This is a genomic window from Bradyrhizobium sp. 149 (genome assembly GCF_023073915.1).
In the GTDB taxonomy this organism is placed as follows: domain Bacteria; phylum Pseudomonadota; class Alphaproteobacteria; order Rhizobiales; family Xanthobacteraceae; genus Bradyrhizobium.
In genome coordinates this window covers 67,387-87,016 of record NZ_JADPKK010000017.1, presented here as the reverse complement: position 1 = coordinate 87,016, position 19,630 = coordinate 67,387, and the positions used below count along the sequence as shown (strand labels likewise).

At 63.2% G+C, this 19,630-nt stretch carries 24 protein-coding genes, 1 tRNA gene and 1 pseudogene; 12 read left to right on the top strand and 14 right to left on the bottom strand.

The features are described 5' to 3' along the window. Positions 1-259: 259 nt before the first annotated feature. Both IVA88_RS11185 and IVA88_RS11180 read left to right on the top strand, forming a co-directional pair. Positions 260-403 (top strand): annotated as a pseudogene (locus IVA88_RS11185) (adenylate/guanylate cyclase domain-containing protein); the annotation flags it as partial. 187 nt (positions 404-590) lie between these two features. Further along, positions 591-764: a hypothetical protein gene (locus tag IVA88_RS11180; RefSeq protein WP_247497342.1), complete on the top strand. Its 174-nt coding sequence runs from the start codon at positions 591-593 to the stop codon at positions 762-764. Positions 765-1,150: 386 nt separating this feature from the next. On the opposite strand, the gene IVA88_RS11175 is transcribed toward IVA88_RS11180, so the two are convergent. Then, a complete protein-coding gene (locus tag IVA88_RS11175; RefSeq protein WP_247497341.1) occupies positions 1,151-2,008 on the bottom strand; it encodes an oxidoreductase in 858 nt (285 codons plus the stop codon). A 114-nt stretch (positions 2,009-2,122) separates the two neighbouring features. Here IVA88_RS11175 and IVA88_RS11170 point away from each other — a divergent pair, with 114 nt between their 5' ends. From IVA88_RS11170 to IVA88_RS11135, 8 genes are all read left to right on the top strand, one after another. Further along, on the top strand, positions 2,123-2,674 hold the full coding sequence (locus IVA88_RS11170; protein ID WP_247497340.1) for a TetR/AcrR family transcriptional regulator: 552 nt from the start codon (positions 2,123-2,125) through the stop codon (positions 2,672-2,674). A gap of 227 nt (positions 2,675-2,901) precedes the next feature. Beyond that, positions 2,902-3,054, top strand: coding sequence for a hypothetical protein (locus tag IVA88_RS11165; protein ID WP_247497339.1), 153 nt, complete (start codon positions 2,902-2,904; stop codon positions 3,052-3,054). A gap of 143 nt (positions 3,055-3,197) precedes the next feature. After that, on the top strand, positions 3,198-4,169 hold the full coding sequence (gene rpoH / locus IVA88_RS11160) for an RNA polymerase sigma factor RpoH (protein WP_247497397.1): 972 nt from the start codon (positions 3,198-3,200) through the stop codon (positions 4,167-4,169). A 161-nt stretch (positions 4,170-4,330) separates the two neighbouring features. Beyond that, a complete protein-coding gene (locus IVA88_RS11155) occupies positions 4,331-4,783 on the top strand; it encodes an Hsp20 family protein (RefSeq protein ID WP_247497338.1) in 453 nt (150 codons plus the stop codon). Between the two features lie 100 nt (positions 4,784-4,883). Beyond that, positions 4,884-5,375, top strand: a complete 492-nt coding sequence (locus IVA88_RS11150) for an Hsp20/alpha crystallin family protein (protein ID WP_247497337.1) — start codon at positions 4,884-4,886, stop codon at positions 5,373-5,375. 123 nt (positions 5,376-5,498) lie between these two features. After that, positions 5,499-6,140, top strand: coding sequence for an ETC complex I subunit (locus tag IVA88_RS11145; RefSeq protein ID WP_247497336.1), 642 nt, complete (start codon positions 5,499-5,501; stop codon positions 6,138-6,140). Positions 6,141-6,177: 37 nt separating this feature from the next. Beyond that, positions 6,178-8,013 (top strand): ATP-dependent zinc metalloprotease FtsH, encoded by a 1,836-nt coding sequence (gene ftsH / locus IVA88_RS11140; protein WP_247497335.1) that lies wholly within the window; start codon positions 6,178-6,180, stop codon positions 8,011-8,013. 153 nt (positions 8,014-8,166) lie between these two features. After that, on the top strand, positions 8,167-8,445 hold the full coding sequence (locus IVA88_RS11135) for a hypothetical protein (RefSeq protein ID WP_247497334.1): 279 nt from the start codon (positions 8,167-8,169) through the stop codon (positions 8,443-8,445). 117 nt (positions 8,446-8,562) lie between these two features. Here the strand turns inward: IVA88_RS11135 and IVA88_RS11130 are convergent, their stop codons facing one another. From IVA88_RS11130 to IVA88_RS11090, 10 genes are all read right to left on the bottom strand, one after another. Continuing rightward, complete coding sequence (locus IVA88_RS11130) at positions 8,563-8,859, bottom strand: hypothetical protein (RefSeq protein ID WP_247497333.1); 297 nt, start codon at positions 8,857-8,859, stop codon at positions 8,563-8,565. A 122-nt stretch (positions 8,860-8,981) separates the two neighbouring features. Next, complete coding sequence (locus tag IVA88_RS11125) at positions 8,982-9,215, bottom strand: hypothetical protein (RefSeq protein WP_247497332.1); 234 nt, start codon at positions 9,213-9,215, stop codon at positions 8,982-8,984. 163 nt (positions 9,216-9,378) lie between these two features. Continuing rightward, positions 9,379-9,558: a hypothetical protein gene (locus tag IVA88_RS11120; protein WP_247497331.1), complete on the bottom strand. Its 180-nt coding sequence runs from the start codon at positions 9,556-9,558 to the stop codon at positions 9,379-9,381. A gap of 174 nt (positions 9,559-9,732) precedes the next feature. Further along, positions 9,733-9,951, bottom strand: a complete 219-nt coding sequence (locus IVA88_RS11115) for a hypothetical protein (RefSeq protein ID WP_247497399.1) — start codon at positions 9,949-9,951, stop codon at positions 9,733-9,735. A gap of 256 nt (positions 9,952-10,207) precedes the next feature. Further along, on the bottom strand, positions 10,208-10,336 hold the full coding sequence (locus IVA88_RS32425; RefSeq protein WP_018455653.1) for a hypothetical protein: 129 nt from the start codon (positions 10,334-10,336) through the stop codon (positions 10,208-10,210). 166 nt (positions 10,337-10,502) lie between these two features. Continuing rightward, positions 10,503-12,269 (bottom strand): amidohydrolase, encoded by a 1,767-nt coding sequence (locus IVA88_RS11110; RefSeq protein WP_247497330.1) that lies wholly within the window; start codon positions 12,267-12,269, stop codon positions 10,503-10,505. A gap of 149 nt (positions 12,270-12,418) precedes the next feature. After that, entirely contained in the window at positions 12,419-13,279 is an 861-nt protein-coding gene (locus tag IVA88_RS11105) for a methyltransferase domain-containing protein (RefSeq protein WP_247497329.1), read from the bottom strand. Positions 13,280-13,372: 93 nt separating this feature from the next. Further along, entirely contained in the window at positions 13,373-14,299 is a 927-nt protein-coding gene (locus IVA88_RS11100) for an NmrA family NAD(P)-binding protein (protein ID WP_247497328.1), read from the bottom strand. A 193-nt stretch (positions 14,300-14,492) separates the two neighbouring features. After that, complete coding sequence (locus IVA88_RS11095; protein ID WP_247497327.1) at positions 14,493-15,248, bottom strand: alpha/beta fold hydrolase; 756 nt, start codon at positions 15,246-15,248, stop codon at positions 14,493-14,495. A gap of 32 nt (positions 15,249-15,280) precedes the next feature. Then, positions 15,281-16,177 carry an NAD(P)/FAD-dependent oxidoreductase gene (locus IVA88_RS11090; protein WP_247497326.1) on the bottom strand — a complete coding sequence of 299 codons (897 nt, stop codon included), beginning with the start codon at positions 16,175-16,177 and terminating at the stop codon, positions 15,281-15,283. Between the two features lie 114 nt (positions 16,178-16,291). Between IVA88_RS11090 and IVA88_RS11085 the strand changes: the two genes are divergently transcribed. Beyond that, the gene (locus IVA88_RS11085) at positions 16,292-16,987 is read left to right on the top strand and encodes a TetR/AcrR family transcriptional regulator (RefSeq protein WP_247497325.1); all 696 of its coding nucleotides are present in this window, start codon (positions 16,292-16,294) and stop codon (positions 16,985-16,987) included. A 258-nt stretch (positions 16,988-17,245) separates the two neighbouring features. Here IVA88_RS11085 and IVA88_RS11080 read toward each other — a convergent pair. Beyond that, a tRNA-Ile gene (locus IVA88_RS11080) sits at positions 17,246-17,321 on the bottom strand. Beyond that, positions 17,312-17,938 carry a glutathione S-transferase N-terminal domain-containing protein gene (locus IVA88_RS11075; RefSeq protein ID WP_247497324.1) on the bottom strand — a complete coding sequence of 209 codons (627 nt, stop codon included), beginning with the start codon at positions 17,936-17,938 and terminating at the stop codon, positions 17,312-17,314. The genes IVA88_RS11080 and IVA88_RS11075 overlap by 10 nt, the downstream gene beginning before the upstream one ends. Before the next feature lie 52 nt (positions 17,939-17,990). Here IVA88_RS11075 and IVA88_RS11070 point away from each other — a divergent pair, with 52 nt between their 5' ends. After that, entirely contained in the window at positions 17,991-19,001 is a 1,011-nt protein-coding gene (locus IVA88_RS11070) for a saccharopine dehydrogenase NADP-binding domain-containing protein (RefSeq protein WP_247497322.1), read from the top strand. A gap of 32 nt (positions 19,002-19,033) precedes the next feature. On the opposite strand, the gene IVA88_RS11065 is transcribed toward IVA88_RS11070, so the two are convergent. Next, entirely contained in the window at positions 19,034-19,606 is a 573-nt protein-coding gene (locus IVA88_RS11065) for a TetR/AcrR family transcriptional regulator (protein ID WP_247497321.1), read from the bottom strand. Between the last annotated feature and the right edge of the window lie 24 nt (positions 19,607-19,630).

The window sequence follows — 19,630 nt, the reverse complement described above, 5'->3', positions numbered from 1 at the left end:
CACTACCGACGCCGATGATTTCGTTCCGGCGTGAACCGGGCGTCTGCATCCAATCGAGTGAAACATCCCGGCGCGGGCCGTTTGATACGATCACCTGAATGATGAGAGCGCTGCAACGAGGATGTCGTATCGTGCAGGAGATTGCATCAGGCACGACACGGTCGATCGTGCGTATCCGAAAACGCGCGGACATCTGACCTGCGTTTTCGAAACGACGATCCGAATGGCCTCCACGCTGAAGCCACGCGAGCGCGAGGACAAGGCGCGCGCCGGCGAAGCTTTGGTCTCCGATGCGGTCAAGGAACTGCTTATGTCGCAATCGCAAATCTGCTCCAGGCATCACGGCGTGCACCAGCTCAAGGGCGTGCCGGAGCGGTGGCGGCTGTACCGGGTGGAGCCTTGAGGGGAGGCCAGCCCGCGTTCCGATCCGGCGGGCCCCGCAATGTCAAAGTGACTATGCGCTTTAGCCACGCGCCATCGAACCCGCGCAAGCGGGGTCGTATGCATTCACCGCGATCCGGTGATTGCCGAGGTAGGGGCTATGGGCGCTTGAGTATCAACGCTTCCCAGAAAAACCGGGAAGCTTCGGCTTGCGCTTCGTGCAGATAGACGCCGATGTCGCGGAGAAACTCGGGCTTATCTCTGAGATCCTCACGCAGCTCTGCCCTGAAACGAGACCGCTGCCACCATGTGACGGGCACGCCGAAGATCGCGCCGATGCCCAGACCATCATCACCGGATGCAAAATCCCGTTGCCGGTATGACCGGCGCCCGATCGGGACCTGCGGCTTGCGCCCTTGCGGGCATCCTTTGTCTGCAAAGCTTGCGATCGCATGGAAATCTCCAGGTCGTGGTCGACGGCGCGCAACAAGCCGCTGACATGGCGGCGGTGTCGGCAGCCGCCGGACCCCGGCGGGTCAATGGGCCTCTCGCACGGCGCCAAAGTGCGCCACGATCGTTGCATGGCGCCAGAAAACATGCCGCCGCTGTCCCGGCCGTTAATCAGGCAAGCAGCTCGCCGATCTCGGCGAGCTGCTTGCCGTCGAGATGCACGAACAGGAATGAATATTCCGCGCCGATTTTGCCGGCGAGGCGAATGATCTTCAATGGCAGAGTAGAGAATCCGCGGCTTGCGGCCGGTCGCACGCCGTCAGAAAGCCCGCGCGGTGCGGGTGGGCTGCGACGCTGCCGCCGTGTCGAGCCGCAGGTCTTTTCGAATCCCGGCATCCACCAAACCGGCAGGCGCAAACCTGCGCAGGAATCGCAGCCGCTTGGCGAGGCTGCCGGCCGCGTATTTGAGTTGCGGGCGCGCCGCGCTCGCCGCTTTCAACACGGTCTCGGCCACGACGCTGGGTGGTTCGGCTGTCGCCATCACCTCGTTCACCCGCTTGATCACGCCCGCACGCGCCTCGCGATACTCGTCGAGCGTGGCGTCGGGCTCCATGAAGTTCGAATCGAACGGCGTCTTGGTGTAGGCGGGCTCGATCACGGAGACCCGGATGCCCCGCGTGCGCAGTTCATGGTCGAGCGATTCCGAATAGCCTGCCACCGCGTGCTTGGTCGCGGCATAGAGCGCGCCATAGGGCATCGGCAGAAAGCCGAGCACGGAGCCGATGTTGATGATGCGGCCACTTCCCTGGCGTCGCATGTGCGGGACGACGGCGCGCGTCATCCGGATCAGGCCGAAGAAGTTCGTCTCGAAGATCGCTCTCGCCTGCTCGATCGAGCTCTCTTCCGCGCCGGCAGGGGCGACGCCGAAGCCGGCGTTGTTCACGAGCAGGTCGATGCGGCCCTCGCGCCGTATCACTTCGCCGACGGCGGCTTCCACCGATGCATCGCTGGTGACGTCGAGGGACAGCATCTCGAACGCTTGCTTGCCCGCCTGCGCGCCCCGCCTGCTGGTGCCAAACACCTTGTAGCCGGCATTCGCGAGCCGCTCCGCCGTGGCCTGGCCGATGCCTGACGACGCGCCGGTCACCAGCGCGATCTTCGGTGTAATCCTGTTCATAATGCCTCTCCGACGCCACACCGGGCCTGAAACCATTTGATTACGATCGTAACTATTGATATACATGACGATCGTAATTATAAAAGTCAAGCCCCGTGTCTAAGGATCGGTCCCATGCGCGTCTCGAAGGAACAGGCCGCCAAAAATCGCGAGCATATTCTTGAGACCGCCTCCCGCCTGCTGCGGGAGCGCGGCATCGCCGGCGTCGGTGTCGACGCTCTCGCCGAGGCGGCCGGGATGACGCACGGCAGCCTGTACAGTCAGTTCGGCTCCAAGGAGCGGCTGGTCGAGGAAGCGGTGGCCTATGCGATCAAGGCCAAAGGGCAGGAATTGCCGGAGGCGTTTGAACTCGACGGCTATGTTTCGGAATACCTCTCGCCGGCGCATCGCGACGCGCCGGCAAGCGGCTGCCCCTTTTCCGCGCTGGCTTGTGAGGTGTCACGCCAAAGCTCGGGCGTGAGGGCGCGCTTCACCGCCGGCGTGCGGGGCGTGATCGGCTTGCTGAGCAGCCGAATGGCCTCCACCCTGAAACCACGCCAGCGCGAGGACAAGGCGCTCGCGGCGGCCGCCTCCCTGGTCGGCGCGCTGGTGCTCGCCCGGGCCGTGAACGATCCCAAGCTGTCGGATGACATTCTGCGCGCGACGAGGAATTCGCTATCGAGCTGACCGCGCGTCTGGTTCACCGGTAGCCGCCGTCGCCGACCCGGAAAATCCGGAACAAAATGCCGCTGACGACGTTCGATGTCGCGGAGCCATCGCCCGCCGTTCACAACGGCGCCTGTCGCGGATAGCCAAAGGTCTACGGACCCGCCGTTATTCACCACGAGCGCTCGCGCGGATAGCCAAAGGCGATGGCTGCCGATCCTCGACATCGACATACATTTCGAAACGCAATGGATGATTACAGCGATCTGGTGCTCGGCATGCTTGCTGTGGCCGTCGCTGCCTTCATGCTGGTGGCGGGCGAGCTCTATCTCGTGACGCGACCTGAGCCGCCGCAAACTCACGCGCCGGCTCCACCGGTCGTGACATCATCGATCCAATAGAAATTGGCACGATGCCGGGCCGGGGGCATTTTTCGGCGCGGCGGAAACCAATTTTTATCATTGTGATTCTGGAGCATAGCCGATGTGACGCGAGCCGGCATCCAAGCCTGTCGCTGCGTCGGACTAACTTGAAGAGGTGGGCAATGGGAAGCACTGCAACTGTTCCGATGCTGTCGCTTGACGGCGGACTGACACATTACCTGGCGGAAATTCGACGATTTCCGATGCTGCGGCCCGATCAGGAAATGGCCTACGCGAAGCGATGGCGCGAGCACGGCGACCGTGAAGCAGCCTATCATCTCGTCACCAGCCATCTGCGGCTCGTCGCCAAGATTGCCATGGGATATCGGGGCTACGGCCTGCCGGTCGCGGACATCATTTCCGAAGGAAACGTCGGCCTGATGCACGCGGTCAAGCGCTTCGAGCCGGAGCGCGGCTTTCGGCTTGCGACCTACGCGATGTGGTGGATCAAGGCGTCGATACAGGAATACATCCTGCGTTCCTGGTCGCTGGTCAAGATTGCCAACAGCGGAGCGCAGAAGAAGCTGTTCTTCAAGCTTCGCAGGACCAAGGCGGAAATCTCCGCTCTGGAGGATGGCGATCTCCGGCCCGAGCACGCCAGCCTGATCGCGCGGCGGCTCGGCGTACAGGAGAACGACGTGATCGAAATGAACCGGCGCCTTGGCGGCGATTTGTCGCTCAACGCCTTGGTGCGCGACAGCGACGGCGGCGAAGTCCAGGACTGGCTCGTCGACCCCGCATCCAGTCCTGAAGCTGTACATGCCGAGCAGGAAGAAGCCAGACTGAGGCGTGAAGCCCTTGCCGGCGCCCTGGAAGTCCTCAATCCGCGCGAGCGCGGCATCCTCGAGGCGCGCTGGCTCTCCGAACCGCCGCAGAGACTTGAGCAACTCGCGGCACGGTACGGCGTTTCACGCGAGCGGGTGCGGCAGATCGAAATGCGCGCCTTTGAAAAGGTTCGGGCTGCCACGAGCGCCCGCTTGGCAGCCAAAAGCCGCACGGGGTCCGGATCCGACGAGGAGAGGCGAAGTGGCCCAAAGCGCAGGGCGCGAGACAAGGGCGGCGTGTTTCAAAGCCTGGCCACGGCGAAGTCCTGATGGGTTGCCGTCCCGGCTCTTGAAACCAAATCGCCGCCTCCTAATTCTTTTGGCAACCGCATGCGAGTGCGGTGCCGGACGCCAAAGCAGGGTCCGGCGAGGCCATCGGGGTCCGCCCCGGTGATGCTCTTAATCCATGTTGCTCAAAGGAGGATGTGGTTATGAGAACCTACGATATGTCTCCCCTCTGGCGTTCGACCATTGGATTCGACCGCCTGCTGAACTCAGTGAATGACCCGGAAGGCGGCAGCGACGATGGTCCGCTGTACGATGTCGAGCGCACCGGCGAAGACCAGTTCCAGATCTCCCTGGCGCTGGCCGGCTTCACCCCCGAAGAGATCACTATCACCGCCGAGCCTTCCAGGCTCACGGTCGAGGGCCGCAAGGCCAATGAAGGTGACCACAATTACCTGTATCAGGGAATCTCGATGCGGCCGTTCCGCCGCGTCTTCAGCCTGGCCGAATACATCCAGGTAAGGGACGCGACGTTCGAGAACGGCATGCTCAGGATCGTCCTGGTTCGGGAGGTGCCGGAGGCGATGAAGCCGCGTCGCATCGCGATCGACGCTGCCGGCAAGGCCAACCGGACCATCGAGCACAAGCAGGCGGCCTGACGAGCTCATCGTCCGGGCTGTGCAGCACCGGTGCGTGGCCCTTGCCGCGCGCTGAGCTACGCCAATCGACAATGAAGACAAGAGAAAAGGAGAAACGACAATGGCACTACGCGATCTGATCCCGTGGAACAACGGCTCACGCAACGTGGCCGTTCAGCGCGGCGACGCCGGCAACCCGCTTCTTGCGCTTCATCGCGAGATGAACCGGCTGTTCGACGATGCCTTCCGCAGCTTTGATCTTGGTCCGTTCGGCTCTGCGACGGCGATCGGCTGGCCCAACGTCGAACTCGACGAGAGCGACAAGGAGGTCAAGGTTGTTGCCGAGCTTCCCGGTCTCGAACAGAAGGACGTCAACGTCGAGCTTGCAAACGGCGTGCTGACGATCAGCGGCGAGAAGAAGAGCGAAACGGAGGACAAGCAACGTCTCTTCAGCGAGCGTTACTATGGCCGATTCGAGCGGCGCATTCCGGTCGACGACGTCGACCAGGATAAAGTCGCGGCTTCGTTCGCGAACGGCGTTCTCACCGTCACCCTGCCGAAGTCGCCGGCGGCACAGCAGAAGGTGAAGCGGATCGCGATCAACGGCAAGTAAGCATGGGGCGGGCGGGAGCCGCCGCTCTCGCCCGCTTCCGTTTTCGTGGAGGCTGCAATGGAAGTTGTGCCTTTAGATCGTCATTCGGACTTTGCGCCGCGCCAATCGGCATCCGTATCGCCCGTGACGAAATCGGTATTTCCGGAGGATGCGCGGGCGGTGATCTACAAGCCGGCTCCCTCGGCGATGACGTCGGGCCGGGCGCACGCGCAGCAATGGAAGCTGCGTTTCGAGCGCCGCTCGCCCGCCTATATCGAGCCGCTGATGGGTTGGACCGGCGGCGACGACACGCTCGCGCAGGTCGAGCTCTCATTTCCCGCGATGGAGTCCGCGATCGCCTACGCGCGCCGCCAAGGGCTGCAATATACGGTTCAAGCTGGGCCGGAGCAGGGCTCCAGGCCGCGCCTGATCTCTGATAATCCCGACGCCCGGCGAGCCGCCGGCCGGCAACGCCGGCTGGAATGGGTCGAGCGGACGCTTGGACCGGAGATGCTGCGCCGCGCGCCGGGTCCGGGAATTGGTCCGGCGGCGAGCTACCCGGACCCGCAGGACGTGCTGCGCGACGACGGTCTGACGCCGGAACGCAAGCGCGAAATGTTGCGGCGCTGGGCTCTGGACGCCTATCAGATCGAGATCGAGCATTCGAAAGGCAAGTCGCTGGATCAACCGTCCCGGCTGGAGGAGGTGATCGACGCGCTGCTTAACCTCGAGGAAGCGCACATCACGCCGGCCTCATTCCAGCACGCCGCGAGAAAGGCGGGATGACGTCAAGCCGTTGAACCAATCGCAAACCGTTCGCACCATGACCAAACAGACCCGCTTCAATCTCGGATATGCGGCCGCGGCCCTTTTTATAATGGCGCTGCTGCAATACGTGGTTTCCACCGCCAACCAGATCGCGCCGTTGCCCTACAGCGAATTTCGTAGCCTGCTGCATCAGGGCAAGATAGATTCGCTGGCGGTTTCGGACCGCTTCATTCAGGGCACTCTGAAGCAGCCGTTGCCGGGCGGGCAACGCCAGTTCTTCACGACCAGGCTCGATCAGGAGTTCGCGCAGGAGCTCGACAAATACGGCGTCCGCTACACCGGCCAGATCGAAAGCACGCTGCTGCGCGACATTCTGTCGTGGGTCATGCCGGTGCTGCTGCTGGCGGCGCTGTGGTGGTATATCGGCCGGCGCATGGCGGACGCTGCGGGCGTGGGCGGCGGACTGATGGCGATCGGCAAGAGCAAGGCCAAGGTGTACGTGGAATCCGACACCGGGGTGACCTTCGAAGACGTCGCCGGCGTTGACGAGGCCAAGGACGAACTGCGCGAAGTCGTCGATTTTCTCAAAAATCCGGGCGACTACGGCCGGCTCGGCGGGCGGATGCCGAAGGGTGTGCTGCTGGTCGGGCCGCCCGGCACCGGCAAGACGTTGCTGGCGAAGGCGGTCGCCGGCGAGGCCAGGGTTCCGTTCTTTTCGATTTCGGGATCGGAGTTCGTCGAGATGTTCGTCGGGGTCGGCGCCGCGCGGGTGCGCGATCTGTTTCAGCAGGCGCACCAGAAGGCGCCGGCGATCATTTTCATTGACGAGATCGATGCGCTCGGCCGCGCGCGCGGCGTGGCTCCCTTCGCGGGAGGCCACGACGAAAAGGAGCAAACTCTCAACCAATTGCTGGTCGAACTCGACGGCTTCGATTCGCGCTCGGGACTGGTGATTTTGGCCGCGACGAATCGTCCCGAGATTCTCGATCCGGCGCTGCTGAGGGCAGGCCGGTTCGACCGGCAGGTCCTGGTCGATCGTCCCGACAAGAAAGGCCGCATTCAGGTTCTGAACGTTCACATGAAGAAGGTGACAACCGCCCCCGATGTCGATGCGGAAAAGGTCGCCGCGCTGACGCCGGGCTTCACCGGTGCCGACCTCGCCAATCTCGTGAACGAAGCAGCGCTCCTGGCAACGCGGCGGCGCGCCGGCGCGGTGTCGATGGCGGACTTTGGCAATGCCGTGGAACGAATCGTCGCCGGGCTTGAAAAGAGAAACCGGCTTCTCAACCCGCGGGAGCGCGAAATCGTAGCCTACCATGAAATGGGTCACGCTCTGGTGGCGTTGGCACTTCCCGGGGCAGATCCGGTTCACAAGATATCGATCATACCCCGCGGCCTGGGGGCGCTCGGCTACACCATCCAGCGGCCAACCGAAGACCGCTTTCTGATGACGCGGGAAGAACTACAGAACAAGATGGCGGTGCTGCTTGGCGGCCGCGCGGCAGAACTGATCGTGTTCGATCATGTTTCGACCGGCGCCGCAGACGATCTCAGGCGTGTCACCGACATTGCGCGCAGCATGGTCACGCGATACGGCATGTCGCAGAAACTTGGCAATGTCGCCTACGACCGTGAAACTCCCGGCTTTGTCGGTCCGGCCCAAGCGTACCGGGACCGCGATTTCGCCGAGCAGACCGCGGCGTCGATCGATGAAGAGGTGCGGACCATCGTGCAGGCGACGTTCGAGCGCACGCTGCAAATCCTGCGCGAACTCCGGCCCGTGCTGGAGCGGAGCGCCAAACGGCTTCTCGAAAAGGAGACCCTGGAAGAGGCCGAAATCGCCGAGCTGTGGGCGTCGGCGCAAAAGCCGAAGGCAGAGGCCGCAGAATAGGCCGCCCCAAACACCTGCCGGCGGGCGCATTCGCATCTAGCCGCTTGCCGCAAAATTTTTCGAACTTTCGGAAACTTCGATTTCGGTCTGGCGTTCTTTGCTCGGTTCCAAGTTCTGTGTCCAAGCTCTGTGTCCAAGTTCTGGGAGTCGCACATGAAGAAACTTGCTTTGGTCCTGACGATGATCTCGGCGCTGTTCGTGGCGGCAGCCTCGCCGGCGGAAGCTCATGGCTGGCGCGGCCATTGGGGAGGCCCCGGTATCGGCTTCGGTCTTGTTGCCGGTGCGCTTGCGGCCGGGCTGGCGGCCGATGCCTATTATGGCCCACGCTACTATGGCCCGCCCTACGCCTACTACGGACCGCGCGTCGTGCGGCGGGCGTATTATGTGCCCTACGCCTACGCTCCGCCGCCCTACTGGGATCCCTGGTGGTGACGAGACAAGGCCCGGAAGATCATCCGGGCCTTTTTCATGAGGGCTATCCGCTGGATGATGCGCGGAGTCTTCTCGAGCGCTGTCCATTTCGGGATGGTCCAGGCGTTCGCGGCGCGCCTATTTGCGGTTCGCTCCCGTGGAGCCGGAGCCCGGCATGGCCTGCTGGCCTCCCTGGGTTTGCCTTGTGTCGTTGTCGCCTGGCCGCGTTGTCGTCGACTTGGCCGGTGCGTTGGCGCCGCCGCCATTATTGTCCGATGACGTGTTGAGGCTGGAGGCTCCCGCTCCCGTCGTGCCGCCGGTGCCCGAGGAGTCGATGCTCGACCCGGTTCTGGACGCACCCGCGCCGCCTTGCGCGAATGCGGAAGGGGAGGATGCGAGGGCCGCAACGAGCCCTGCGAGAACTAACGCTTTCATGTCCGCTCCTTTGCTTGACGTCGTCACATGCCCGTGCCGATCGGACCGCTACGGTTAGGCAAAGATCTCGGGACGCACGTGTTCCTGTGCGGGAGCGGAAATCCCGCAAATGCAACGATGGCTCATCCCGAACTCATCGCGCTCGAGGCGATCCGTTCCTGCGCTTTGGACGTCAGCTCGTAGCGATCGCCGGCTTTCACCAGCAAGCCCGCCGCGATCATTCGTCGCGCCATGCTTGCTCCGCACAGCGGGTGATTGCCGCCGGGATGAAACAGCGCGCCCTCGCGTTCGATCAGGTAGCCGTAGAGCCGTGCCTGTCGAAGCGGGTTTTGCATCCCTGGTGTGGGCGCCTCCATGGTCTCTAACGCAGTCCTCCATGACGGGCCGATCCCCGTCAGGCGGCCCCGGCTTGTGGCCCGGGGGCGGGGCTTGGAGCCGAGGCCGCCATTGCCGGAATGGTAAGGACCCGGCGCGGCCCAATACGCAACGGCCCAAGGTCGTTCCTACGCGGCGAGGTGCCTAGGCCGACCAACGATCCTGCTCTTCCTGGTGAGCATGCTCGTTCAGCCGTTCCGCGATCTGATCCGCGATCTTTTCCGACTCGGCCGAGGCCACCGGCTCGCCCTTGTGGGTTTTCAGTTCGTTTTTGTCGGCTTCGATCGGGAAGTCGTCAGGCTTCAGTCCGGAATCCTTGCTCATGGCGCGCCTCCATGTTTCCTTTTTCGGAGAACACGGCCGAAGGCTGATTGTTGCTAGGAAGCAGGAAGTCTCATCCGCAGAGTGACTGCGCATTGTTTGGGGCGCACCGAACCGCACCGCCGCCTGGCAAGACAGGCGGCCCGTATCGCCGGCGGTTCAACACGAGCTTTTGCGTCAGGCGCCCCCGACCGCCCGAATGACGGTCCCGCTCCCACCGCAAGTCGCGCAGCTCGCGCCGTCGATTTGCCCCTTGCCGTGACAGTCAGGACAGACATCCTCGCCGGTGCCGGGTGTTCCCGGCGCGGCTTCATCGCCGGGATTGAGCGTCGCCGGGCTGGCTGGCTGCGCTCCGGTCTGTGCGCTTTGCGCGTCGGAAGCTTTGGTCCGGGTCATCTGCACCTCCTCGAAAAGACCGCAACGCGCAATGGCGCAGGAAGTGCCAATGGCGGGATTCGCACCTCGGTCCACGACCGGCCGCCATCGTTTCACCCATCGACGCGGTTCAACGCACACCCGTAGTGCGCCAGGGCGATGGCGGTGTACCCTGGCGGAGAATTTGAGGGCCCGCCGAGACGGGATGCTGGTCGTCCAGGTCTTGCATGGCAGCGCCATGCCTTTACCTGGCTAGAGAGAGGCCATCACCTCAACGTCACCGCACCCCCGTGCCCTTGCAGCGCTGGCACTTCACCACCTTGTCGCCCTTCTTGAGCAAACCTTTGCCCTCGCAATTTTTGCATTTCTGCTTCTTCTTGATGTTCGGGCCTTTTTCATTGGTCATGAAATTCTCCTGCCGTGAGAGAGTGGTCGACTGTCGCCTTATACGGCGGGGGTTTGGCCAGGGCGATAATCAAGAATACAAACGGACGACAACTGCGTTGCCATTTATTGCTGCATTGGACAACAGCCCGAGATTTCGTGAGAGCGGCGCGGCGGTCCTCCAGCTCCTATTTTGCGATCGAGAAAGCATCCGCTGCGTAAACGACCTTGCCGCCGACGAACGTCAGCAGAGACGCCGTGGCGCCGATTTGCTCGACGGGGACGGACATGAAATCCTGATCGAGAATCGCGAAGTCGGCAAGCTTGCCGATTTCGAGCGTGCCGCGTCGCGTCTCGTCGAAGCAGAACCAGGCGCTTCCCACGGTGTACAGGCGCAAGGCATCTTCGCGGCTGGGTGTTTCGTCCGGGCCGCGCGTCGATAGTCCGCCGACGGTCTTGCCGTCGAGCATCCATTGCAGCGCAACGAACGGATTGTAGGATGCGACCCGATGCGCATCAGTGCCGGCTCCGACATGGACGCCCGTGCGCAACGCCGTGACGATGGGCGGCATCTGGCGCGCGGCTTCTCCGGCCTGCGCCACGATATGGTCGCCTCCAAGGTACATCGCGTCCTGCATGGTCCAGCCGACACCAAGGGCTTTCATGCGCGCCAGCGTTTGGGGCGAGGTGTTGTCGAGATGGGCGATGGACCAGCGCAACGGGGCAAGCGGCGTCTCCTTGTTGACCTCGTCATAGAGGTCCAGGAGGTGATGGACGGATTTGTCTTCCTGCCAGTGAATGGTGACCGTCAGCCCTTGTTTGGCGGCCCAGCGAACGATCTCGCGGAACTTGTCCTTGGCGGCCGCGTCGGGCGCGTTGTTGTTGTACATGGCGCCGGTGATCCGCTCGCCGATTCCGTTGAATCGCAGCATGTCGTCGCCGAATCCCATCGGCAGGAACGGCGTGAGAGCCTTGTACTCGTCGAATTCCGCGCCGACATTCTGGGCGAATAGGCTGAAGGCGACCCGCACCGAAAGTGATTTATCACGCCAGAGCTTTTGCAGGGCGGCATAGTGGCTGGGATAGATGCTGAAGCCGCCGGGATCCACGATCCCGGTAATTCCAAGACGATTGAGCTCCGTGAAGAACTGCCTTGTGCCTGCGACATTCTCTTCGAAATTCGGCCTCGGCAGGCGATCGAACAGTGCGGAGATGCTGACAATGGACCCGTTGAACCAGCCCGTGGGGTCGCCCGATGCGGCGCGTTCGGCCGTGATACCGCCCGGCAACTGATCCGTGGAAATCCCGAGCGTTTGCTGCGCTTTCGGCGTCATCAGCACCGCCGAATAGAACAGCTGGATGTAAGCCGGATTGTCAGGAACGGCCGACATCACCTCGGCGAGCGTTGGCCGCCGCTTCTCCGCAAATTGCAATTCGCTCCAGCCGCCGGCCACGATGATCCAGGACGCCGGGCGCGCTTTGGCCGCCTGTTGCAGGCGTTCCATGGCCTCGCCGATGGTCTTCGCGCCGATCCAGTTGACCTCGGTTGCGTAGGTCAATCCGGCGCGCACGGCGTGAATATGGGAATCGATCAATCCGGGGATGATCGTGCGTCCGCCGGCGTCGATGCGGCGCGTTGCGGACCCGATCAGGCCTTCCATGGCATCGTTGCCGGCAACTGCAACGATCTTGCCTTCGCGGACTGCGAGTGCCTGCGCGATCGTCGATGCAGGATCCAGCGTCACGATTTTTGCATTCGTGACAATGAGGTCGGCCTTTTGTGCGTCAGCCAAGGTGGCCCAGCACGAGATCACCAAAATCGCCAGAAGCTTGCGCATGTTCAGTCCCGAAATGAGAGAGGCAGGAATGAGAAGCAGGGCGGCGCCGCACATCCGCCGCTGGATGCGCTCGCGGACATCGCGTGTCGCAAGCGGGAGTGTCGTGATCCTGACCATGTCTGGCACCAACAAAATCAGCCAGTCCACCGGAAAGTTCGGTAACGGCTCAAGCAATTGATGTTGCAGCCCGCCTTCGCCCGATGGGCTTCCGCGCGGCAGCGTCACTCGCTTTGCACCGAGCGGGGCGTCTCCCCTGCTAATCCCTGTCAGCTTGCGGGATTGCGCGCCGTGACGATCCACGTCGCTCTGTCGATCATCACCGACCGCTCGCCGGCGCGGCCCGCGAAGGCGGCACGAACTGCGGCCGAGGCGCGGGCGCGGATGTCGTCGGGCTGATCAGCGAGCACGCGCGACAGCGGGCCGACCTCGAACGTCATCTTCACCGCGTCGTCGATCGCCGCGTCCCGCGTCGCGCCCTCGCCAAACGGGACGGAAGCATCGAAGGGCGCGATAGCGATATTGGTGAACCCGGCCGCCGTCAGGATCCGACCCACCCGCCCCCGGTCGCCGAACGAGAATGGACCGGGCGCTTCGGGATCGGGCGCCGTCGGCGGGACGATGCCTTTGATCGCGTCCATCGGCAATCGCACCCAATCGTTCTCGGCCATGCCGCGCCAGCAGACGAAAGCGACCCGCGCGCCCGGCTTGAGCGCCCGGCGCATATGAGCGAACGCCGCCGTAGGATCGTCAAAGAACATTACCCCGAAGCGCGAGAACAGGATGTCGAACGCGCCCTCGGGCAGCTCGGCGCTGCCAGCGTCGGCCACCCGGAACTGGACCGGTATATCCTGTGGCGCAAGCGCGCGCGCTCTGCCGATCAGCGGTTCGGATATGTCCACGCCCAGCACATGGCCCCCCGCGCCGACGCGGGCGGCCAGAGCCAGGCTCGACGCGCCCGCGCCGCAGCCGATGTCCAACACGCGCTCGCCCGTCGCGGGCGCGGCGGCTTCGATCGCGGCCTGGCCGAACATCGCCGCCATGGCGTCGAGCCGGGCCTGGTTAGCGACCCAACGCTCCCCGCTTTGGCCATTCCAGTCGGCGACCTGACCGGCATTGTGCTGTGCCATGACATATCCTTGTTCTGGCCCGGTCACTGGGCGCAGTGGCGACCGCCGGGGGCTTCCGAGACGATGCAGTTCATCCGGCCTATAAGCGAAAGATTACGGCTTGCGCGCGTCTGTCTTCCGAAAGTCGTCCTGATGCGCGCGCACGAAGTCCTCGATCGACATCGGCGACACACCGGTCAGCAGGTTCACATCGTCCGAGGATCGGTCGTATCGGCCGTCCCGGTGCAGCAATGCCATCGACTCCAGGTGCGCGACCACGTGTGCGGATGCGCCAAAGGATCGCAGGCTCTCCAGCCACGGTTCCAACGGAATGTTCATGTAGGTGATTGGGCGCCCCAAGACTCTCGTGAAATCTTCGGCGACCTCGCGAAGAGTCTCCGCACGGGGACCCGTCAGCTCGTAAACCTTTCCAAGGTGAGACTCGGGATTCGCCAACACCTCTGTCACGCACCGCGCAACATCGTGGGCGGCGATTGGCGACGTCTTTGCCTCTCCGAAGGGCAACATCAGCGCGTCCTGAGCGGTGACCGTCGGAACGGCAAATCGCCAGAAGAACGCGTCCATGAAGGCGGTGGGACGCATCGTGACCACCGGCAAGCCGCTCCACCGCAAGACCTGCTCGGCCAGCCAGTGCTGCTTGTGCTGCGGGCTGCGCGCGGTCTCGCGGATGCTCATCTCCGAGACCGTCATCTGCGACATGTTGACGAATGCTTCGACGCCATGGTGCCGGGCAACCACCGCCACGTTCGTCGTAGCCTCGAGATACTTCTCGTTGACCGACATGCTGAAGTACAGGCGCTTGCAGCCATCCACGGCGCGGTGCACCGCGTCCAGGTCGAACAGATCTCCGACGATCACCTCGGCACCAAGTGCCCTCAGCGATTCCGCCCGGCCGTCATCCTGGCGGACCATGGCGCGCACCTTCAGCCCGCGCTCCAGCAGAGACTTCGTTACGCTCGGTCCGATCGCTCCAACTTGGCCGGCGGCACCGGTGACAAGGATGGGATAGGAGTGTTTCATGTCAAGGTTTCCAGAGCGATACCGGCGCTCCCGCCGGTAATGAGAGTGGTGTGACCGAACAACTTCACTGGCGACTCCTGGAATTGGAGTTTAATTGGTTGACGGGGCTGTTCGAGGCCGACCGACTAGGATCGAGAAGTGCCCGCGGATGTAACGATCGCGTCTCGACTGTGCCGTTTCTGCTCGGCGCGGCTCACGACGCCACCATGTCGGCGTGAATCGCCTCGACGACCGCGGCCGGGTGGGTCAGCGGGATCATGTGTGCAGCCCCGGGGACAACGACCGTGCGGGCGTCGAACGCTCCCGCGAGCAGACGGCTCACCGACCGCGGAGCGGCCGACGTTCGTTCGCCGACGAGCACCGAGGTCGGCACCGCGGTCGAGGTGAACTCGGCGAGCGTGGTCCGGTCGGCTTCGCTGGCGATCATCTCGAGCCGTAGCCGCGGTGCGAGCCGTGCAACCAGCGCACGCCCCTTCTCGCCCAGCGCGTTCCACGCGCCGGCGCCGCTCCAGTGCTCCATCAACAGGCAGGCGGCCGCACCGTGATCCGGCAACGCGCGCATGAACCGATCGTAGAGGGTCTGCACCTCGCGCAGGGCGTCTTCCTCCTCCGGCGCGCGCAGCACGCTGACGACGACAGGATCGATCAACGTGAGCCGCGCCACGCGGGATCCGACGGCCAGCCGCAGGTGAAGTCCGAAAAATGCCCCGAGCGAGTGGGTGACGAGGTGGAACGCGCCGACGCCCTGCATGTCGAGCCAGCTGCGCAGGTGGGCCACCTCGTCCTTTGGCTGCCACGCCTCGCTCGGTGTCGGCGACCGTCCGTAGCCGAGCATGTCGGGTGCCAACACCCTGGCGCCGTGCGCCTCAAGACCCGTGCGGACCGCGGCCCAGGAGTGGGAGCCGGTGGCGGAGCCGTGGAGGAGCACAATGGGAAGGTCGTCGGTCATCGGAGATCCTGACTTCGGAGTGGCGCCTGCACTCAAACCAGCATCGACTGCTGGGCGAAGATACCCGCCATCGCGCCGTGCGATGATGCCAGAGTGACCGATGGAGGCGTGATGGGATTGGCGAGGTCGCCGGCGGCGTAGATGCCGGGCATGCTGGTTTCGCGGCGCTCGTCGACCTTGAGTATAATGCCGAGGGGTGTTTTGACCGTGGCGAGGCCCAGTGTTTCATGCAGGCTTGCGGACGGCTTGTTGCGCGGATGCGCGAACAGGATGTCGACCGCGACATCGGGGCCGGTATCGAGTCTGACGGTGGCGTTATGGGCCCCGCGTTGGGCGATCCCGGTGATCCGGCCATCGACGACAGGTATGTTGCGGCGCGCCAGATCGGCCCGGATATCGGGCGGAATGTCGTGACCATCGGCGAAGAGCGTCAACCTGTCGGTCCAATCGTGGAACAGCCTGACCTGATTGTGCGACTGCGGGCCGGACCAGACGAGGCCCCAATGCTGGCCGGCGACTTCAAAGCCGTCGCAATAGGGGCAGGGGACGATGGAGGTGCCCCAGCCTTCGGCAAAGCCCGGAACATCAGGCATCTGGTCGACGACGCCATAGCTCAGGATCAGGCGCCGCGCCCCAAAGCTTTCGCCATCGGAAGTGAGGACGTTGAAATCGTCGATCGCGCCGGAAACGCTTTCGGCCCGGGCACTGACCAGCTTGATCGTGGGATAACGCGCCAGCTGCTGCCGCGCCTCGGCCAGGATGTCCATCGGCGGCTTGTGATCGTGGCCGAGCAGGCCATGCGAGTGGCCGGCGAAGCGGTTGCGCGGCAGGCCGGTATCGAGAACGGTGACCTTGCGGCGGGCACGGCCGAGCTGCAGGGCGCCGGCGAGACCGGCAAAGCTGCCGCCGATGATGATGACGTCATCCATGGTGATGGGCTCCGTGGGAGGACAGGTTAAAACCTACCCATTGGCTTGCACATTTCAGATACTATGTGGTATCGTAATGCAAGAAATATGATACTGTCAAGTACTGGAATTGTCGTGATCGAAAAAAGCCAGGGCCGGCGCGGCCGGCCCGCCAACGAGGCGCTTGGCCAAACGATAGTCGACGCCGCGAGCGAACTCTTTGTGGAATTGGGTTTTCAAGCGACGACCTTGGACAAGGTCGCCCAGCGCGCGAAGATATCCAAGCTCAGCATCTACAGGCACTTCGAGAACAAGGAGGCGCTGTTCAGCGCGGCCCTCGCGGCCGGCTGCCATCAGTTGTTTGCACCACAGGCCCTTCTTGGAGGCGTCGACGGTTCGGTCGAAGATCAGCTCATGGCGGTGGGATCATCCCTGCTTCGCACGCTGTTGAGATCAGACGTCCGCAGTGTCGAAGCCATGGTCATGGCCGACAAGACAAATCAAAAGTCGTTAAGCAAGCTCCATTACGAAGCCGGCCCCGCCCATGTCATCGCCCAAATCGAGGCCATGTTGCGTCAGTTGCACGCGAGGGCGGTTCTGAACGTGCCCGATCCTCTCCGGTCCGCCCGCTTGTTTGCCGCGCTTTTCAAAGGATCCGATCTCCTGATGATCGCACGCTTCGATCAGGCGAGAGCAGAGGACGACAACGAAATCGAATCCTATTGCCGGTCGGCCGTCGCCATGTTCATCGCCGCGCACGGTGGCAACGACCACGTGGGCGGATGTTTGCCTGCCCCAAGGTCAAAAAAACAAGATTTGAATCGTGCGTGACGGATGCTGTCAAAAGACACCGGTTTGATAATCATGGAGGCTGATGAGCTTTCATTTGGCGACAAGATCGCGGAAAAATACGGATTACGGTGACAGTGCACAAAGCTTATCGTCGCGCGGAAGCGGGACCCTCGGCAACGCACTCCGACCAGTCAGTCCCCTTCGCCCTGCGGGCTTCGACGTGACAGCCTTCGTTCGCTTCGCTGGGAGTTCGTAGCGCTGGCTTGCCGAGCCGAAGCTCGCGAAGCGAGCGAAGGCTGGTGGGCCCGGCAGGACTCGAACCTGCAACCAGACCGTTATGAGCGGCCGGCACTAACCATTGAGCTACAGGCCCGGCGGCGGGGTTGTGCCTACCCGGCGCAGCGGAACGAACTTTGGCAAGCTCTCAATTGTCCCTATCCAAGCCGCGACCTGGCGGAATTTGCTCATATCGATCCCGGCCTCCTCCGCAAGAGCCGCGTAGCTATAGATGGCGAGGTCGGCGATGGTGGGACGGTGCCCGACCAGATAGGGTTGTGCGCCCAGATGCTCCTCGGCAGCGCGAAGGAGCCGGACACCGCGCGCTTGGGCTTCCTGAAGATCGCCTTTCAGCCCGAATAATTTGATCAAGCGAGCTTTCGCGATACCGTACGACAGCTTGTCGGCTGCGCGGCTGAGCCAGGTCTCGACGTTTGCCAGGCCGGCAGCGTTGAGGGGGAGCCAATCAGTCCTGTTTTCTCGTCGTGCCAGGTAGACGAGTATTGCGTTGGACTCCGCAATCCGGCGCTCGCCGTCCATCAACAGTGGCACTTCGCCCAAAGGATTCAACCGCAGGAATTCGGGCGCTCGATTGGCCCGCTTGGCCAGATCCACGTCAAGCCGCCGGTAACTCAACTCAAGCAGGGAAAGAAGCAGTTCGACCCTGTGAGCATGACCGGATTGCGGGTGGGAGTAGAGGGTAAGACTGCTCATCGCGGCATCCTTGACAAAGAGACGGACAGGTCTGTAGCGTCGTAGAGGGTCCATGTCTACTGGAGATCTCCACGTGAGAGAACCGTCTGTCGCCATCTATGGAGCTTCCGGTCACACGGCGAATTTGATAGCCCGTGAGCTGCGAAGACGTGGGATCGAGGCGCGATTGGGCGCGCGGAATACGACGGCCGCCCGACTCGCAAGCGAACTGGGCTACGAGTTTGCCGAGCTCGATCTGTCGAACGAAACCGCGCTGAACGGCTTCCTGCAAGGTGTCGCCGTCGTCCTGAACTGTGCCGGGCCGTTCGGCGCCACGGCCCCCTTGCTGGCCAAAGCGGCTGTCGAACGCGGAGTTCACTACATCGACATCACGGGCGAGCCACCGGTGGTAGAGCACTTGTGTGGCGAATTGCACGAGGCCGCCGTTGCAGCCAATCGCTACATCCTTCCGGCAACCGGATTCTTCGGAGCGCTTTCCGACCTCCTTGCGACTGCTGCGCTTGGAGCGGTGCCTGGGGCAAATCGGGTCCGCATTGCATACTATCTGAGTTCGTGGAGGATGACGCGAGGCTCTGCGCTCGCCGCTTCCGGGTTGCGGGGAAGGCAATTCCGGCATCAGAACGGCAGCCTCGTAAAGACCGAAGGCGCCCCGCTGATATCCCGTCATCATTTCCCGGCGCCGATAGGCGGGGCCGATGTGATCGATTGTTATCCCGCCCCCGAAATCATCCTCTTGCCGCGGCATTCGGGCGTGCCGAACGTCGAGGCCGTGATGAGCGTTGCAACGTTTGCCGGCGCGGCGCAAGCCGGCGGGCTCGACAGCACCGAGTTCATGATCGAAGTTGAGGCCGTGGGCCACGCAGGCCGGGCGCAGTCCGTGGTAACCGGCCGTGACATTTACGGCATCACGGCTCCCATCGTCGCAGAAACGACGCAACGTTTGCTTTGCCACGACGCTGGAGGCGGCGGTGTCGCGACGCCCGCGCAGGTCTTTGAAGCCGCGGATTTCCTGAATGCAATCGCCGATCGCCTCACGCGCCTGAAAATCCCGGGGCGGAAGTAGCATCAGGCGGAGGGTAGGGCCGCAAGCTGCGATTATGCGCCAATCAACTGAGCGCCGGCCTTGGCCAGCTGTTTCGCCGGACCCGACTTGGCGAAGAGCAGGGTATTGATGAAAGCACCATCGATCAGCAAGAGAAGCTGATCGGCAATCACAGCAGGTTCATCGACGCCGATCTTCCGAGCAAGGTCGAGCAGACGTCGTCGCAGCTCCTGCTTGTTTCCGATGCAAATCGCCCGGCTGGAATGGCCAAGGTCGGGGAATTCTGTCGCGGCAATCTGGAACGGGCAGCCGCGGTATTCGGGGCTCGCCACGTACTGACTGATCCAGCGGAGCTGCGCCAGCAGTTCAGCGGTGGGATCCTCTTTATGCTTGTCCGCGATCTTGTCCCATTGTTGCCAGAACAACATATCTCGCCGCTGCAGGAAGGCCGCGATCAGATCGTCCTTGGTGGGGAACCAGCGGTAGAGGCTCGTCTTCGCAACGCCGGATTTCTCGACGATCGTGTCGACGCCGATCGCGCGAATGCCGTCGCGGTAGAACAACTCGTCCGCGGTGTTCAGGATCTTATCTCGAACCGCAAGGCCACGCTTCTGGGGAGACGACATTTTGTCCAATCCGTCATTCTGCAG